The organism is Saccharothrix sp. DSM 118769 (genome assembly GCF_052936295.1).
The window spans coordinates 9,069,839-9,086,617 of the sequence record NZ_CP193627.1; the positions used below are offsets into that span (position 1 = coordinate 9,069,839).

Sequence of the window (16,779 nt, forward strand, 5' to 3'; positions counted from 1 at the left end):
TACAGGATTCACCCCTTGGGGGAAGTGGGAAGTGGGGGCAACGGAGCGGCGTGCGGGAGGGGTGGTGGAGGGGTCACACCACCTTGGGGTTGGCGGGTTTCGCCGGCACCGGTGTCAGGGGGCGGCGGTGGCGTGAGGGGGACGGGGCTGCGGTGCCCGGCAGGGGGAAGGTGGTGCGGCGTGGGCGCGCGGCGGCGCCACGGCCCGTGGCATGGACCGTGGTGGGGCGAGCGGTGAGGAGGCCGTGGCCTTGGGAGAGGCCGGTCCAGGGGTCGAAGGTGGCGGTCAGTTCGACGTCGGCGCCCGGCCACCTGGTGGCGAACGGGAGCAGGACGGACCTGCGCTGCCTGGCTCGGGCCGAGAGTGTGCGTGCTGCCGCGTGGGTCACCTGGGTGGCTACCACGACCAGGTCGAAACCGTCCGGGAGGGCGGCGGTCGTCTTCAGGGCGGCGGTCGTCTTCCCGATCTCGCTCCGGTCCCCGCCGGGGCGAGGGACCAGAGCGAGTCGGTGGACGGCCACCCCCGACTCGGCCGCCGCGAGCACCCCGCACCGCGGCAGGCCGACGACAGCCGCCCAGCATCCTTCCGCCGTCGCCGCGGCCATCAGCGCGAGCAGCAACGATGTCGACCCGCGCACCGACACCGTGCTGCCTCGCCGCAGGCCGCCCCACAGGAGGAGCTCTGCCAGTTCCCCGCGAACTGGCAGAGCCCGGACCGGTGCGTTGGTCAGCTCGCCCGCCGCGCCTACCCCGAGCGCGGTCAGCGTCGCCGTTGCCGACCTCGACACCCGCCCTCCCCTCCCACAGATCCGCGCGCACCCCTGTGCGCGGATCGCCGTGGGAAGTCGGCGACCTGTCTGTCGAACACTTGTTCGAACGACATGGTGATCTTATCGCTAGGGATGCCGTCCGTGTCAATGGCCGGCGACGCGATCACACGATCGGGAATCTGTGCGAGCAGGGCGAGGGACGCAACGCGTGCGTGGCAGGAAGAGAGCGGGCACGGCGCGGGGAGCGCAGCGGGACACGGAGCGCAGCGGGGACAGGAAGCCCGGCGGGGAGAGGGGGTGGCTGCCGGTTGGACTGGCAGACTGCTTCCGGCCCATCGACCGCAGCACGGGGGGAACCGTGAACTCACCTCAGGACTGGCACCGGCAGCAGCCGCAGCCTGGACAGCAACCTCAGGCCGGGCAGCAACCGCACCAGGCACAGCAACCGGCGCAGCAGCAACCGGTACCGCAGCAACCGGTACCGCCGCAGGGGGCGTCGGGGCAGCAGGGAGCGCAGGGGGCGTTGGGGGCGTACGGGGTCCAACCCGGGCAGGGGCCGGCCGGCGGGTACGGGCCGGGCGGCTACGGGCAGGGCGGGTATGGACCGGGTGGGGGCGGGTCGGGCGGGTACGGGCCGGGTGGAGGTGGGCCTGGCGGGCCTGGGTACGGGGGGCCGCCGCCGGTGCGGAAGAAGCGGACCGGGGTGGTCGTCGGGGTCGTGGTGGCGGTCGTCGTGCTGGTGGCGGCGGGGGTGGTGGGGATGCTCTACCTCGACTACGCCGAGGAGCCCGGGGGTGGGCCCGGCGGGGAGCCGGTCGCGCAGTGCGCGGTGAGCGACTCGCTGAAGCAGCAGGCGCACGTGAGCAGCTTCCGGCTGATCCAGGCCCCCGCCGACGCGGAGAAGGGGATGAAGCAGACGCACTGCGCCTGGGAGCAGACGAAGGGCAAGGACGGGCGCAACCCGCGGACGATCCACGTGCTGGTCTACGACTACGCGAAGTTCTCCGACAAGTCCGACCGGAACGAGGAGATGGCGGAGGGCAACTACACGAGCTTCACGTCCTACGCCTCGGGCTCGCAGGCCAAGCAGGTGGACGGCCTCGGCGACCAGGCGATGGTCGTGATCCCCTCCTCGTCGACGGACCTGACCGAGGTGAACCTGCTGGTGCGCAAGGGCGCGGTGGTGTGGAACATCCGCTACTTCGGCCGGGACAAGGGGTTCCTGAGCGACTCGGCGTTCCCGGTGGACGAGGCCGAGGCCGTGGTGCGCAGGACGGCCGAGGAACTGGTGCGCTGACAGCACGCGGGGGCCCGGCCGGGTCGTCCCGGCCAGGCCCTCGCGTGCTGCCGGTCTAGTGGGCGAAGTGCCGGGTGCCCGTCAGGTACACGGTGGCGCCGGCCGCCTCGGCCGCCGCGATGACCTCCGCGTCGCGGACCGACCCGCCGGGCTGCACGACGGCGCGCACGCCGGCCTCCAGCAGCACTTCGAGGCCGTCCGGGAACGGGAAGAACGCGTCGGACGCGGCCATCGCGCCCTTGGCCCGGTCACCGGCGCGGGTCACCGCGAGGCGTGCCGCGTCGACCCGGTTGACCTGGCCCATGCCCACGCCGACGGTGGCGCCGCCGGAGGCCAGCAGGATGGCGTTGGACTTCACGGCCCGGCACGCGCGCCAGGCGAACGCGAGGTCGGCGAGGCCCTCCTCGGAGAGCGGCTCGCCGCACGCCAGCACCCACTTGGCCGGGTCGTCGCCGTCGGCCTCGATGGTGTCGGCGGTCTGGAGCAGCAGCCCGCCGGAGACCGGCCGCAGTTCCGCCCCGCCGCGCCGCGGCTCCGGGGCGACCAGGACGCGGATGTTCTTCTTGCGGGTCAGCACGTCGACCGCGCCGTCGGCGTACGACGGGGCGATGATCACCTCGGTGAAGATGTCGGCGACCTGCTCGGCCATCTCCACGGTGACCTCGCGGTTGGCCGCGATCACGCCGCCGAACGCGCTCACCGGGTCGCACGCGTGCGCGTTGCGGTGGGCCTCGGCGACGGCGCCCGGACCGTCCACCTTGGACACCGCGATGCCGCACGGGTTGGCGTGCTTGATGATCGCGACGCACGGCAGCTCGTGGTCCCACGCGGCGCGCCAGGCGGCGTCGGAGTCCACGAAGTTGTTGTAGGACATCTCCTTGCCGTGCAGCTGCTCGGCGGTGGCGAGGCCGGGGCGCCCGTCGCCGCTCGTGTAGAGCGCGGCACCCTGGTGCGGGTTCTCGCCGTAGCGCAGCACCTGCTTGCGGTCCCACGTCGCGCCGACCCAGCCGGGGAAGCCGGAGCCCTCGTCGTCGGGCGCGACGACGCTGCCCAGGTAGGAGGCCACGGCCACGTCGTAGGACGCGGTGTGCCGGAACGCGTCGACGGCCAGCCCCTGCCGCTCGGCCAGCGTGAAGCCGCCCGCGTTCACCTGCTCCAGCACCCACCCGTAGCGGGACGGGTCGACCACGACGGCGACGCTGGCGTGGTTCTTCGCCGACGCGCGCACCATGGCGGGGCCGCCGATGTCGATCTGCTCGACGCACTCGTCCGGGGACGCGCCCGACGCGACGGTCCGCGCGAACGGGTACAGGTTCACCACGAGCAGGTCGAACGGCTCGATGCCCAGCTCGCGCAGGGTCTCCAGGTGGGCCTCGCGGCGGGTGTCGGCGAGCAGGCCCGCGTGCACGCCGGGGTGCAGCGTCTTGACGCGGCCGTCGAGCACCTCGGGGAACCCGGTCACGCTCTCCACGGGCGTCACCGGCACCCCGGCGTCCGCCAGCGCGCGCGCCGTGCCGCCGGTGGAGACGATCTCGACCCCGGCCGCGTGCAGGCCGGCGGCCAGTTCCAGCAGCCCCGACTTGTCGGACACCCCGATCAGGGCCCGACGAACCGGTCGCCTCTCGGCAGGAGTGGTCACGGGATGCTCACCTTTCGTCCGTTCACGGTGCAGCCCTCGCGGGCCAGGCGGGCGACCACGTCGACGAGCAACCGCCGCTCCACCACCTTGATGCGCTCGTGCAGGCTTTCGACGTCGTCGTCATCGGCGACGACGACCGCTTCCTGGGCCAGGATCGGCCCGGTGTCCACGCCGCCGTCCACCAGGTGCACGGTGGCGCCGGTGACCTTCACGCCGTAGTCGACGGCGTCACGCACCCCGTGCGCGCCCGGGAACGCGGGCAGCAGCGCGGGGTGCGTGTTGACCATCCGGCCGCCGAAGCGGGCCAGGAAGGCGGGTCCGAGGATCTTCATGAACCCGGCGGACACCACGAGGTCGGGCCGGTGCGCCTCGACGGCGTCGGCGAGGGCGACGTCCCACGCGGCCCGGTCGGCGTGGTCGCGCAGCTTCGCGGTGAAGGTCGGGACGCCGGCGCGCTCGGCGCGGGCCAGGCCCTCGATGCCGGCGCGGTCCGCACCGACGGCCACCACCTCCACCGGGTAACCGGGGTCGGCCGCCGCGTCCAGCAACGCCTGCATCAGGGTGCCGGAACCGGAGACGAGGACGACGACCCTGGCGGGGACGGGAAGCCGGAGTGTGGTCGCGGCGCTCAGCGTGCTCTCCTTGCTGGGGACTGTCACAGCAGCTCAAGAGCAGCCTAGGCGGTGCTCACCTCGGCTTGTCGGCCAGGTCCGGCTCCGCGTCCGGGTCCTCGTCCGGGCCGTCACCCGGGTCCTCGTCCAGGTCCTCGTCCGGCTCGGTGTCCGCGTCGTCGTCCGGCTCGGTGTCCGGGTCGTCCGCGTCGTCGTCCGGGTCGTCGTCCAGGTCGTCGTCCAGGTCGTCCGGGTCGTCCTCGGAGCCGTCGAGGTCGTCGGCGTCCTCGAAGTCGTCGGCATCCTCGTCGTCCTCGGCGTCCTGGAAGTCGGCGGCATCCTCGGGGTCGTCGGCGTCGAGGTCTTCGGGATCGTCGAGATCGTCGGTGACGTCGTCGAGGTCGTCCTCTTCCTCGTAGTCGTCCTCGTTCTCGTCGTCGTATTCCTCGTCGTCGTACTCGTCGTCCGCCTCCTCGGCGGTGCCGGGCTCCGCCTCGACGGCCTCGGTCACCGGTTCGGGCGCGGGCGCCGGGGCACGGACCGGGCGCGGGCCGGAGAACCAGGCCACGATCGCGCCGGGCACGCCGATCCACGCCAGCGTGAGCACGGCCAGCAGCCCGGCGGGGATGGTGACCGGGTTGAACGCGCCGCTGCCCAGCGCACCCCCCGAGACGGCGGCCAGCACGAGCAGGCCGACGGCCGCGGTGACCGCCGCGACCAGCACCGCGCGCACCCTCGCCCGGGGCGTCCCGGCGGCGTTGCGCAGCGCGAACCCGACCAGCACGCCGAGCGCGCCCGGCAGCACGAGCACCAGGGGCAGGTAGCCCGCCTGCTGCTCGGGCAGGGCGGCCAGCAGCGGCACGGCGGGCACCGGGCCGCCGACGAACTCCAGCGGGCGCACCACGACCGAGCCGAGGGAGAACCCGGCACCCACGACGTACGACAGCGCGCCGACGACCGCGTTCGGCAGGTAGGCCAGGCACAGCAGCCAGATGCCGAGGCCGGTGCCGATGGTGCCGCCGGTCTGGTCGAACAGCACGGCGGTCGTGGACCAGGAGAACAGCAGGCCGAGGGCCAGCACGAGGGCCCCCGCGGCGGTCAGCGCGAACAGCGCCAGCGCGCCGGCCCGCAGACCGCGCCGCGCCACCGGGTCGATGCGCTCGAACACGACCTCCACGAGGCCGCAGCGCTGGGCGACCCCCGCCACGGCCGCCACGGCGGACACCGCGGCGCACCCGAAGAACGCCACGGCGGGCGTCGCGCGCACCACGCCGTCGTCGCCCATCAGGAACGTGATCACGCCGCCGACCACGGCGTGCGTGCCGGAGATGCTGAACACCACGGACCTGGCCTGCAGCGGCTCGAACAGGCCGAGCCGGTCGGCCGCGCTCGCCGCGGCCCGGTACACCAGCAGCATCACCAGCGCCGTCGGCAGCAGCGGGAGCATCCCGAGCTGCCCCCCGTCGAACCGGATCGGCACGTGGTGCGCGACCAGCCAGCCGGGTGCGGCGGCGGTCAGCACGCCGGTGGTCGAGAACGACGCGTGCGCGGCGGTCGACGAGATCAGCGCGAGCAGCGCCGCGACGGCCGCGTACCCGACGACGACGGAGCCGGCGGCGGTCGTGGTGAGCACCCGCACGCGTTCCGCGCGGGAGAACTCGGGTGGGCGCACGGAGTCCGTCACGGCACCGTGGGAAGTCGTTTGCAGCACCGACATCTGTCCACCATCCCAGTCACGATGGGCCGTTCGGGTGAGGCACGCCGCGCACGCGAAGAGGGGTGGCACCGGCGCACCGGTGCCACCCCTCCACGACGTGCGTCAGCCCTGCTGCTGGGGACCGCCGAACCCGGCGGGCGGGGTGCCCTGGCCGGGCTGCTGGCCGGGCTGGCCGAACTGGCCCGGCTGCGGCATGTACGAGGTCGGCTGCGGCTGGCCGGGCTGCTGGCCGGGCTGCGGCGGCACCGGCGGCTGCTGCTGCTGGAACTGGCCGGACGGCGGGCCGTACTGCTGCGGCTGGCCCTGCTGCGGGAACGCGCCGGACTGCGGGTTCCAGCCACCGGGCTGCTGGCCGTAGGGGTTCGCGGGCTTCGGGGTGAACTTCACGACCCCGGTCTCCAGGAGCAGGCTGAGCACCACGGCGGCGGCGAGCAGCAGCGCCACGATCAGCAGCACGACCTGCATGCCCTGCACGTCGGCCTCGGTCTTGATCAGGGCCTGGAGCAGCTGGAGCGTGGGGATCAGCGCGAACGGCACGGCCGCGTAGAGCAGGCCGCGGGGCGCCTTCGGCAGGACGGACAGGCCGGCGAGGATGCCCGCCGCGTACAGGTACTCGATACCGCCCGAGGACGGCACGTCGTCGGCGAACGCGAGCAGGAACGCGATCAACGCCAAACCGGCCGCGACCAGCGGCAGGATCAGGTTCAGGTTCACGCCCACCGCCGGCTGCGCCGGTCCCGGCTGCTGCTGAGGGGCGCCGTACGGCTGGGACATGGTGCGGTCTCCTCCACCTGCGGGGTACTGATCGGGACGACAGAACGCTAGCCGATGCGCACTCTCCGACGACGACCGGACTCCCGTGGTTCCCCGCGGGGCCGCCCGATCAACCTGGTCGGGGTGTGCTGAAGGCCACCTCCGGGTGGGAGGTGGCCTTCAGTGTGTTCCACGAACGGGTGATTGTCAGCCGATCGACTGCATGATCTCCCGCATGAGGGCGGCGGTCTCGGACGGCGTCTTGCCGACCTTCACGCCGGCGGCCTCCAGGGCCTCCTTCTTCGCCTGCGCGGTGCCGGCCGAGCCGGACACGATCGCGCCCGCGTGGCCCATGGTCTTGCCCTCGGGCGCGGTGAAGCCCGCCACGTAGCCGACGACCGGCTTGGTGACGTTCTCCTTCACGTAGGCCGCGGCCCGCTCCTCGGCGTCGCCGCCGATCTCGCCGATCATCACGATCGCCGCGGTCTCCGGGTCGGCCTCGAAGGCCGCCAGGGCGTCGATGTGCGTGGTGCCGATGATCGGGTCGCCGCCGATGCCGATGGCGGTGGAGAAGCCGAAGTCGCGCAGCTCGTACATCATCTGGTACGTCAGCGTGCCGGACTTCGACACCAGGCCGATCTTGCCCGCGCCGGAGATGTTGGCCGGGATGATGCCCGCGTTCGACTGCCCGGGGCTGATCAGGCCGGGGCAGTTCGGGCCGATGATCCGGGTCTTGTTGCCGGTGGCGACGGCGTGCGCCCAGAACGCGGCGGTGTCGTGCACCGGGATGCCCTCGGTGATGACGACGGCCAGCTCGATGCCCGCGTCGATCGCCTCGATGACGGCGGCCTTGGCGAACGCCGGCGGCACGAAGATCACGGTGACGTTCGCGCCGGTGGCCTCCATGGCCTCGGCGACGCCGCCGAACACCGGGAGCACGTTGCCGTCGAAGTCGACCTTCTCGCCGGCCTTGCGCGGGTTCACGCCGCCGACGATGTTCGTGCCGGAGGCCAGCATCCGCTTGGTGTGCTTGGTGCCCTCGGCGCCGGTCATGCCCTGGACGATGACCTTGCTGTCCTTGGTGATGAAGATAGCCATCGTCAGACCCCCGCAGCCGCGAGCTCGGCGGCCTTGTCGGCCGCGTTGTCCATAGTGTCCACCACGGTGACCAGCGGGTGGTTGGCCTCGGCCAGGATGGCGCGGCCCTCCTCCACGTTGTTGCCGTCGAGGCGGACCACGAGCGGCTTGGCGGCCTCGTCGCCGAGGATGCCCAGCGCGGCCACGATGCCGTTGGCGACCGCGTCGCACGCGGTGATGCCGCCGAAGACGTTCACGAACACCGAACGCACGTCCGGGTCGTTCAGGATGATGTCCAGGCCGTTGGCCATGACCTCGGCGGACGCGCCGCCGCCGATGTCGAGGAAGTTGGCGGGCTTCACGCCGCCGTGCTTCTCACCCGCGTAGGCGACCACGTCGAGGGTGGACATCACGAGGCCGGCGCCGTTGCCGATGATGCCGACCTGGCCGTCCAGCTTGACGTAGTTGAGGCCCTTCGCCTTGGCCTTGGCCTCCAGCGGGTCCTCCGCCTGCTTGTCCACCAGCTCCTCGTGGGCGGGGTGGCGGAAGGAGGCGTTCTCGTCGAGCGTGACCTTGCCGTCGAGGGCGACGATCCTGCCCTCGGGGTCGCGGACCAGCGGGTTGACCTCGACCAGCGTGGCGTCCTCGGAGACGAAGGTCTCCCAGAGCTTCACGATGACGTCGGCCACCTGGTCGGCCACCTCGGCCGGGAACTTCGCGGCGGCGACGATCTCGTCCGCCTTCGCGCGGTCGACGCCCTTGATCGCGTCGACGGGCACCTTGGCCAGGGCCTCGGGCTTGGTCGCGGCGACCTCCTCGATGTCCATGCCGCCCTCGACGCTGGCCATGGCCAGGAAGGTGCGGTTGGCGCGGTCGAGCAGGAAGGAGAAGTAGTACTCCTCCGCGATGTCGGACGCGGGGGTCACCAGCACGCGGTGCACGGTGTGGCCCTTGATGTCGAGGCCGAGGATGGCCTCGGCCTTCGCCTGGGTCTCGTCCGGGTTCTCGGCGAGCTTGACGCCACCCGCCTTGCCGCGGCCGCCCGTCTTGACCTGGGCCTTCACCACGACGGTCTGGCCGAAGCGCTCGGCGATGGCCTTGGCCTCGGCGGGGGTGGTCGCCACGTCGCCCGGAAGTACCGGGACGTCGTGGGCGGCGAAGAGGTCCTTCGCCTGGTACTCGTACAGGTCCACTCGGGTCTCCTGCGACGTCGGTGTCGGACACCGCGCCTCTTCGTGCGGTCCTCGATGGTCCGGCGCTCCAGGCTGGCGCCTGGTGCCCTCACGTACCAGGCATCACCTGGAACGCCGGCATAGCCGTGGGGGGACCGGCTCGACGCGGCTGCGCAGAACACTATCGACCTGCTCGGAGTCCGCCGCACCCCACGCCCGTGAAGTCCGTCATAGAGGTGGTGAGGTCGATCACCACACCGATCCAGGGGACGGGCGGGGCGCGGTCAGCGGGCGGTCCGGACGGCCGCGGTGAGCAGGAGGGCGGCGGTGGCGGCGACCGCCAGCCACAGACCCGGTCCGGGCTCGGCGCCGGCGGCGCGGGCGGCGGTGAGCGGGTACTCCAGCGCCCTGGTGCCGGTGACCGCGGCGGCGCCGAGCAGCAGCGCCGCCCCGCGGCCCGGCCGGGCCCCGAGGGCGACGGCGGCGGCGCCGAGCACGGCCACCAGGGCGACCAGGAGCCCCCAGGAGCCGACGCGCAGGCCGAACGCGGTGATCGGCGCGTGGTCCGGAGCCTCCACCACGGGCAGCGCGAACGCGCCGACGGCGAGCAGGGCGGCGATGAGGGCGCCCGCGACCAGCGGCAGCGGCGCCTCCGCGCGCTCGACGCCCGCCTCGTCCCGCTCCACCGCGCCGGCCAGGGCGGCGGTGGCGGCGGCGGCGAGCGCGGCCACCACGGCGGCGGCGGTGAACCACGTGCCGGGGCCGGGCTGGACCGCATCGACGCGCGTGGCGGCGAACACGGCGTCGAGGGCGCCCCCGGCGGCGAGCGGGACGGCGGCGGTGGCCACGGCGAACGCCGGGCGGACCGCGCCCCTGACGAGCAGGGCCGCGCCGAGGGCGGCGGTGGCGACCGCGGCGGGCCAGAGGAGCCGGGCGGCGTAGGCGGTGGGCGCGGGCAGGCCGGCCGGGAGCACGAGCTGGTCGGCCAGCGCGCCCCCGACGGCGCAGGCCGCGGCGACGAGGCCGAGGACGCCCGCCGCGGCGTGCAGGCGGCGCAGGCCGGGCAGCTCGGGGTCGGCGCGGTCGGCGTTCCGCTCGCGGGCCCGCCCCGGCCACGCGAGCAGCACGGCGGCGGCGAGCACCAGGAACGGGCCGGGCGCGGGGTCGAGGCGGTCGACGGCCAGGCCGGCGGCGATCGGCGGGAGCGCGACGGTGACCAGGGTCGCGGCCAGGCCGAGCAGGCCGCCCCGGCGGACCTCGGGGGTGGGGGCGCCGGCGGCGAGCACGGCGAGGGCCGGCGCGGCCACGACGAGCAGCAGGCCGCCGAGCATCGGCAGGGCGGGCGAGTCGAGCGCGCCGCCCGCCGGGACCAGCGCGTCGGAGGAGGTGAACGGGGCGGCGACCAGGCCGGCGCCCGCCAGCAGGCCCGCGACCGCGGGGAGGACGAAGCCGGCGCGCCCGCCGCGCGCGTCCGGCTCGGCGGGGGCCGCCGCCGCCAGCGCGCCCGCGGCGACCAGCAGCACGTGGCCCGCGATCAGCAGCCACGCCCCGGCGGCGGGGGCGGGCGGGTCGAGGGCGGGCGGGCGGAACAGCTCGGGGCGCGCGGCGTCGAGGGGGCCGACGAGGACCTGGAGGTCCACGAGCAGCCGGCCGACGGCGAAGGCGGCGGGCGCGAGGAGGGAGGCGGCGGCACCGGCCCCGTGCCCGCGCGCGAGGAGGACCGCGGCCAGGGCGGTGGGCGCGAAGGCGAGGACGGCCAGCAGCGGCCACGCGGTGAACGCCGGGGGCGCGCCCGCGTCGACCACCCCGACCAGGGGTGCGGTCGCGCCGAGCAGCGAGCCGGCGAGGCCCAGCCCGACCGCCGCGCGCAGCCTCGTGGGCGTCGATGGGACCGGGTCCGCGGTTCGGATCACCGGTCGGACGCTAGCAAAGGCGGGAGGGGTGGTCGCGGCGCGCGGTCGGCCGGAGGTGGAGGGGTCGGGGGCGGGTGGGTCGAAGGGCGCATATGCGGGAATACGCGCGCGAGCCCGCCCGTTGTCGGGGGTGCCGGCTACCTTCACTCGTACGGGTGGTCTGGGGCGGTCGGTGGGGTCCGGCCGTTTCGGGGTCGGGAACGCCGGGCACCCGAAGTGCGCCGACCCACGGGGTAGCCGGTCACGGGACAGCCGGTTCACGGGTCGGAGGAGTGCGATCCGCCTCCGCGGTGCGGTCGGGGCACCGCGGCGGCGAGGTCGTCACGACGCTCGTCCGCGACGCCCGTCCAGGGCGTCCCGGACGCCTGCGCGGGGCCGGCGGATACGTGATTCAGGTCACCTTTGAGTATCGGTTGCCCGCGTCGCGCAACGCGCAGTAGTGACCCCGGCCACACGATCAGGTGATGGTGTAGACCACCCCATCATGCCTGTACGCACCGGGTTTCCCGACGGGTCGATGACTCATAGTCACAGTTGACAGTTCTCCGGGACCCCTGCGCCGCTAAGCGGTGGACATCGACCCAGGGGATTGCCCTTAAGGGTCTCGCCCCGTTATCTTCCCCCGGTCCGTTGTCACGGTCTGGTCACAAGCAGGACAGCGAGTCGGTTACCCCGACCGGCTCGACCGGGATCCCCCGCCCGGTGTCCGACCGGACTCCCCGAAGACGGAAGGCCAGGTTTTGTCCCGACACCGCTCCCCCGGCGGCCATACGAGTTCTGCTGTGCTCGACGAAGCGGTCGAATCCGCCTCGACGCGTGCGGTCAGCACCCACCGGCTCCCGCCGCCGCCCTCGGCGCTGCGCGGCCGGATCGTGGTCGCAGCCGTCGCCGTAGGCGCTTTCGCCGCCGCCGGCGCAGGCCAGACGCTCCACGCGCTCGGCTCCGACTCCCCCTCCTCCGCCGACGAGGTCACGCCCCTCGCGAACGCCGCCGAAGGCGCCGCCGCGTTCGGCGTCGGCGGCAGCGGACCCGCGTCACCGCAGGTCCTGCCCGTCGCGAAGACCGTCGACACGGCAGCCGAGGCCCAGAAGCTCGTCAAGAGCCAGCAGATCACCGAGAACCGCGAGGCCGCCGAGGCCGAGGCGCAGCGCCCCAAGTACGCGCGTCCCGCCGCCGGCTCCTTCACCTCCGGTTACGGCGGTCGCTGGGGCGAGATGCACTACGGCATCGACATCGCGGGCCCGATCGGCACGCCGATCCTGGCCGCCGCAGATGGTGTCGTGGTCGAGGCAGGTCCCGCAAGCGGTTTTGGCCTCTGGGTCAAGGTCGAGCACCCCGACGGCTCCACGACGGTCTACGGCCACGTGGACACCTACTCCGTCAGCAAGGGCCAGCGGGTCGCGGCGGGCGAGCAGATCGCCCGCATGGGCAACCGCGGCTTCTCCACCGGTCCGCACCTGCACTTCGAGGTGTGGAACGCGGAGGGCATGAAGATCAACCCGCTGAGCTGGTTGAACTCCAAGGGCATCAGCGTCTGACCCGGCCCCGCGGGGCCCGTGACGACAGAGGCCGGGCTGCTCGACGAGCAGCCCGGCCTCACCCCTTCGTCGTGCAACCGCCCCCCGGCGGTGTCACCCCTCGGTGCGGCCACCGCCCCGACGCGGTGGTGACGCACCACTTCCCCCCTCGCCACCGGCGGCTCCCCGATGCCCGCCCCGCCCCGAACGGCGCGGGCGTCCCGCTGGTGACACCCCTATAGACGCCCACTCGCCGCCCGGGTTGCACCCGAATCCGGATTTCCCCGATCGAGTGATCCCAGGCGGCTCGTGGAGCTTTCGGCGGCGCAGCCGAGCGCGGCAGGGCGGTCGAGCACGTGCAGAGCGGTCGAGCACGTGCGGGGAGAGGACCCCTCAGAGCTTCACGAGGGGCACGCCGCCGATGAGCATCAGCCGCACGGTGCCCGAGCCGCCGAAGTCGATCGTGGCGGTCGCCCGCGGCCCGGAGCCGTCCACGGCCACCACGCGCCCCAGCCCGTACTTGTCGTGGGTGACCCGGTCGCCCACGTCGAGCTTGATCGCGGGCGTGTCCTTCCACTGGTTGCCCGCCGGCGCGGGGCGCGACGAGGTCGACGACCGGCCCCACGACGTGGGCGCGGACGGCGCGGACCGCCGGGGCTCCACCCGCCGCCAGTCGACCAGGTCGGCCGGGATCTCGTCCAGGAACCGCGACGCGGGGTTCGCCGACGGCTGGCCCCACGCCGAGCGCACCAGCGCCCGCGACAGGTACAGCCGGTGCTGGGCCCGCGTGATGGCCACGTAGGCCAGCCGCCGCTCCTCGGACAGCTCCGCCGGGTCGCCCAGGGCCCGCATGTGCGGGAAGACGCCGTCCTCCCAGCCCGTGCAGAACACCACCGGGTACTCCAGGCCCTTCGCGGTGTGCACGGTCATCAGCGTGACCACGCCGTCGGACTCCGCGTCCGGCACCGAGTCGGCGTCGGCGACCAGCGACACCCGCTCCAGGAACGCGGCGAGCGAGCCCTCGGCGGGCAGCCCCTCGTCCTCCTCGGGGACCGGGACCGCCGTGCCCAGGTCGGTGAACTCGCGGGCCACCGTGACCAGCTCGTTCAGGTTCTCCACCCGGGTGTGGTCCTGCGGGTCGTCGCTGGCCTCCAGCTCGGCCCGGTAGGCGGTCTTCTCCAGCACCGCCTCCAGGACGTCGGCCACGTCGGCGCCGCGCTCGACCAGCACGCCCAGCTCGTCCATCATCTCGACGAACCCGGCGATGGCGTTGCGGGAGCGGGGGTTGAGCATCGGCACCTTGCCGACCACGGCGTCGCGCAGGGCCTGGGCGAACCCGACCCGCTCGCGCTCGGCGTAGGTCGACACGCACGCCTCGGCGCGGTCGCCGATGCCGCGCTTGGGCACGTTGAGGATGCGCCGCAGCGACACCGTGTCGTCCGGGTTGGACAGCGCCCGCAGGTATGCCAGGGCGTCCCGCACCTCGCGCCGCTCGTAGAACCGCACGCCGCCGACGACCCGGTAGGGCAGGCCGAGGCGGATGAAGATCTCCTCGAACACGCGCGACTGGTTGTTGGTGCGGTAGAACACGGCGATCTCGCCGTTGTTCGCCTCGCCGGAGTCGACCAGCCGGTCGATCTCGTTCGCGACGAACTGCGCCTCGTCGTGCTCGTTGTCCGCGACGTAGCCGACGATCTTCTCGCCGTCGCCCAGGTCGCTCCACAGCCGCTTGTCGCGCCGGTCCGGGTTGCGCGAGATGACCGCGTTGGCCGCGGACAGGATGGTCTGCGTGGACCGGTAGTTCTGCTCCAGCAGGATCGTGGTGGCCTGCGGGTAGTCCCGCTCGAACTCCACGATGTTGCGGATCGTCGCGCCGCGGAACGCGTAGATCGACTGGTCCGCGTCGCCCACGACGCACAGCTCGGCCGGCGGGACGCCGTCGGAGCCGGTGCCGACCAGCTCGCGGACCAGCGTGTACTGCGCGTGGTTGGTGTCCTGGTACTCGTCGACCAGCACGTGCTTGAACCGGCGGTGGTAGTGCTCGGCCACGTCCGGGTGGCCCTGGAGCAGCTCGACCGTCTTCATGATCAGGTCGTCGAAGTCGAGCGAGTTCGACTCGGTGAGCCGGCGCTGGTAGCTCTCGTAGACCTCGGCGACGCGGCGCTCCAGGTCGTTGGCCGCGCGGTCCTTGGCCGTGGCCGCGTCCACCAGCTCGTTCTTGAGGTTCGAGATGTGGACGGCGAGCGTGCGCGCCGGGTACCGCTTCGGGTCCAGGTCGAGGTCGCGGGCCACCAGGGTGATGAGGCGGCGCGTGTCGTCCGAGTCGTAGATCGAGAAGGTGGACGACATGCCCAGCACCTTGGCCTCGCGGCGCATGACCCGGACGCACATCGAGTGGAACGTGGACACCCACATCGAGCGGGCGCGCCCGCCGACCAGGTCGGCCACGCGCTCCTTCATCTCGGCGGCGGCCTTGTTGGTGAAGGTGATGGCCATGACCTCACCGGGGTGCACGTCGCGCTCGGACAGCAGGTACGCGATCCGGCGCGTGAGCACCCTCGTCTTGCCGGAACCCGCTCCGGCGACGACGAGCATCGGCGACCCGGCGTGCTCGACGGCCCGGCGCTGGGCCGGGTTGAGGTCGTCGAGCAGTCGAGCGGACCTGGGGGAGGGAGGACTTGCGGGCAAGTCGAACAAGGCGCTCATCGTCCGTCCACGTTACCGGGTGCCCCCGACAAGCCGGGGGCTGTGGCATAGTGGGGTTGTGCGCGCGACCCACTTCGAGTTTTTCTACGGGAACCGGACTCCGGCTCCCGTGGGACGCTAGCGCGCCAAGCCACCACGAAGCCCCGGAGTCCTCGGACCCCGGGGCTTTCGCCGCTTCCGGGACGGGGACTCCCCCGGAGTTCGAGAGGTCCTCACGATGAACAGCACCGACACCGCCCCCGCCGGCGCCAACCACGACGACGCCGACCAGGGCGACACCGACCACGACATCGACGCGCTGCGCCAGGAGATCGACCACTTGGACGCCGAGCTGCTGCGGCTGGTCAAGCGGCGGATCGAGGTCTCCAAGATCATCGGCGCGGCGCGGATGGCCGCCGGCGGCACGCGGATCGTGCACAACCGGGAGATCGACGTGCTCAACCGGTACCGGGAACTCGGCCCCGAGGGCCGCGACCTGGCCATGATCCTGCTCAAGCTGGGCCGCGGTCCGATGGGCCGCTAGTGCCCGCCCGGACGAACCCCCAGCCGGTGAGCGCGGCCCTGGCCCGCGCCAGGTCCGCGTCCACCAGCTGGGTGTCGTCCGGCACGTAGGCCAGCGGGTCCTCCAGCAGCTCCAGCCCCAGCAGGCCCTCCACGAGGGCGTGCAGGCACAGCGCGGCGTACCCGCGCAGGTAGCCGCCCTCCTGGGTGAGCACGGCGGGCGGGCCGAGGCCGGCCACCGCGCCGCCGATCCACCGGTAGCCGGCGGCGGTGAGGTTGTGCCTGCCGTTCGGGTCGAACGCCGAGCCGTCGAAGCCCGAGGCGCAGACCAGCAGGTCCGCGCCGTGCTCGGCGATCGCCGGGAACGCCACCTCCTCCAGCGCCCGCCGGTAGGCGTGGTCGCCCGCGCCCAGGGACAGCTCGACGTTGACGTTGCCCGGCCCGCTCTCCTCCGGCCCGCCGGTCTGCGCGTGGTTCGCCCCCCACGGGCCGTGCCGCATGTGCACGGAGACGGTGAGCACGTCCGGCTGGTCGCGGAACACCTCCTGGGTGCCGTTGCCGTGGTGGACGTCCCAGTCCAGGACGGCGACCCGGCGCCCGGCGCGGCGGGCCGTCTCGGCGACCAGCGCGGCGTTGTTGACCAGGCAGTACCCGTCCGCGAGGCCCGGCTGCGCGTGGTGGCCGGGCGGGCGGACCAGCGCGTAGGCCAGGCGCGTGCGGCCCGCGGCGACCGCCTCGTACGCGGTCAGCGCGGTGCCGGCGGCGGCCCGGACCGCGTCCCACGAGCCGGGGCCGACGACCGTGTTGACCTCGACGTTCGTCCGCCGCCGGCAGGCGTCGCGGAGGTCCGCGAGGTACTCGGGGGTGTGCACGCGGGCCAGCTCGTCGTCCGTCGCGAACCGGCCGGCCGACCACGTCAGGTGCTCCGCGACCGGGCCGTGCCGCAGGGCGTGCCGGAACGTGCGCAGCCGGGCGGCGCTCTCCGGGTGCGGTTCGGCGACGTCGAGCCAGTCCCACGAGCCCGGCAGCTCCCACAGGCCCGAGCCCGTGTCGTGCTCCAGGCAGGCGTCGTGCCAGAAGACCTCCACGACCGGTGGATATCAGGGC

14 protein-coding genes are annotated in these 16,779 nt (G+C 73.6%); 3 read left to right on the top strand and 11 right to left on the bottom strand.

The window, feature by feature from the left end; all coding sequences use genetic code 11:
• Positions 1-73: 73 nt before the first annotated feature.
• Positions 74-787: a hypothetical protein gene (locus tag ACRAKJ_RS38675; protein WP_438922098.1), complete on the bottom strand. Its 714-nt coding sequence runs from the start codon at positions 785-787 to the stop codon at positions 74-76.
• A gap of 346 nt (positions 788-1,133) precedes the next feature.
• A complete protein-coding gene (locus ACRAKJ_RS38680) occupies positions 1,134-1,313 on the bottom strand; it encodes a hypothetical protein (protein WP_438922097.1) in 180 nt (59 codons plus the stop codon).
• A 138-nt stretch (positions 1,314-1,451) separates the two neighbouring features.
• Here ACRAKJ_RS38680 and ACRAKJ_RS38685 point away from each other — a divergent pair, with 138 nt between their 5' ends.
• Positions 1,452-2,066: a hypothetical protein gene (locus tag ACRAKJ_RS38685; protein ID WP_438922096.1), complete on the top strand. Its 615-nt coding sequence runs from the start codon at positions 1,452-1,454 to the stop codon at positions 2,064-2,066.
• A 55-nt stretch (positions 2,067-2,121) separates the two neighbouring features.
• On the opposite strand, the gene purH is transcribed toward ACRAKJ_RS38685, so the two are convergent.
• The 7 genes from purH to ACRAKJ_RS38720 all read right to left on the bottom strand — a co-directional run bounded on the left by purH (position 2,122) and on the right by ACRAKJ_RS38720 (position 10,948).
• On the bottom strand, positions 2,122-3,705 hold the full coding sequence (gene purH, locus ACRAKJ_RS38690; RefSeq protein WP_438922095.1) for a bifunctional phosphoribosylaminoimidazolecarboxamide formyltransferase/IMP cyclohydrolase: 1,584 nt from the start codon (positions 3,703-3,705) through the stop codon (positions 2,122-2,124).
• Positions 3,702-4,337: a phosphoribosylglycinamide formyltransferase gene (gene purN / locus ACRAKJ_RS38695; RefSeq protein WP_371320613.1), complete on the bottom strand. Its 636-nt coding sequence runs from the start codon at positions 4,335-4,337 to the stop codon at positions 3,702-3,704. The genes purH and purN overlap by 4 nt, the downstream gene beginning before the upstream one ends.
• A gap of 55 nt (positions 4,338-4,392) precedes the next feature.
• Positions 4,393-6,000 (bottom strand): cell division protein PerM, encoded by a 1,608-nt coding sequence (locus ACRAKJ_RS38700; protein WP_438922094.1) that lies wholly within the window; start codon positions 5,998-6,000, stop codon positions 4,393-4,395.
• A gap of 135 nt (positions 6,001-6,135) precedes the next feature.
• Positions 6,136-6,807, bottom strand: coding sequence for a DUF5336 domain-containing protein (locus ACRAKJ_RS38705; protein ID WP_438922093.1), 672 nt, complete (start codon positions 6,805-6,807; stop codon positions 6,136-6,138).
• Positions 6,808-6,993: 186 nt separating this feature from the next.
• A complete protein-coding gene (sucD, locus tag ACRAKJ_RS38710; protein ID WP_438922092.1) occupies positions 6,994-7,884 on the bottom strand; it encodes a succinate--CoA ligase subunit alpha in 891 nt (296 codons plus the stop codon).
• A 2-nt stretch (positions 7,885-7,886) separates the two neighbouring features.
• Complete coding sequence (gene sucC, locus ACRAKJ_RS38715) at positions 7,887-9,056, bottom strand: ADP-forming succinate--CoA ligase subunit beta (RefSeq protein WP_438922091.1); 1,170 nt, start codon at positions 9,054-9,056, stop codon at positions 7,887-7,889.
• Between the two features lie 263 nt (positions 9,057-9,319).
• Positions 9,320-10,948 carry a hypothetical protein gene (locus tag ACRAKJ_RS38720; RefSeq protein WP_438922090.1) on the bottom strand — a complete coding sequence of 543 codons (1,629 nt, stop codon included), beginning with the start codon at positions 10,946-10,948 and terminating at the stop codon, positions 9,320-9,322.
• 782 nt (positions 10,949-11,730) lie between these two features.
• Here ACRAKJ_RS38720 and ACRAKJ_RS38725 point away from each other — a divergent pair.
• A complete protein-coding gene (locus ACRAKJ_RS38725; RefSeq protein WP_438922089.1) occupies positions 11,731-12,486 on the top strand; it encodes a peptidoglycan DD-metalloendopeptidase family protein in 756 nt (251 codons plus the stop codon).
• Positions 12,487-12,858: 372 nt separating this feature from the next.
• Here ACRAKJ_RS38725 and pcrA read toward each other — a convergent pair whose 3' ends face one another.
• On the bottom strand, positions 12,859-15,171 hold the full coding sequence (gene pcrA / locus ACRAKJ_RS38730; protein WP_438922359.1) for a DNA helicase PcrA: 2,313 nt from the start codon (positions 15,169-15,171) through the stop codon (positions 12,859-12,861).
• 217 nt (positions 15,172-15,388) lie between these two features.
• Here pcrA and ACRAKJ_RS38735 point away from each other — a divergent pair, with 217 nt between their 5' ends.
• Positions 15,389-15,694 (top strand): chorismate mutase, encoded by a 306-nt coding sequence (locus ACRAKJ_RS38735; protein ID WP_438922358.1) that lies wholly within the window; start codon positions 15,389-15,391, stop codon positions 15,692-15,694.
• On the opposite strand, the gene ACRAKJ_RS38740 is transcribed toward ACRAKJ_RS38735, so the two are convergent.
• Entirely contained in the window at positions 15,663-16,760 is a 1,098-nt protein-coding gene (locus ACRAKJ_RS38740; protein ID WP_438922357.1) for a histone deacetylase, read from the bottom strand. The two genes, ACRAKJ_RS38735 and ACRAKJ_RS38740, sit on opposite strands and share 32 nt — an antisense overlap.
• Between the last annotated feature and the right edge of the window lie 19 nt (positions 16,761-16,779).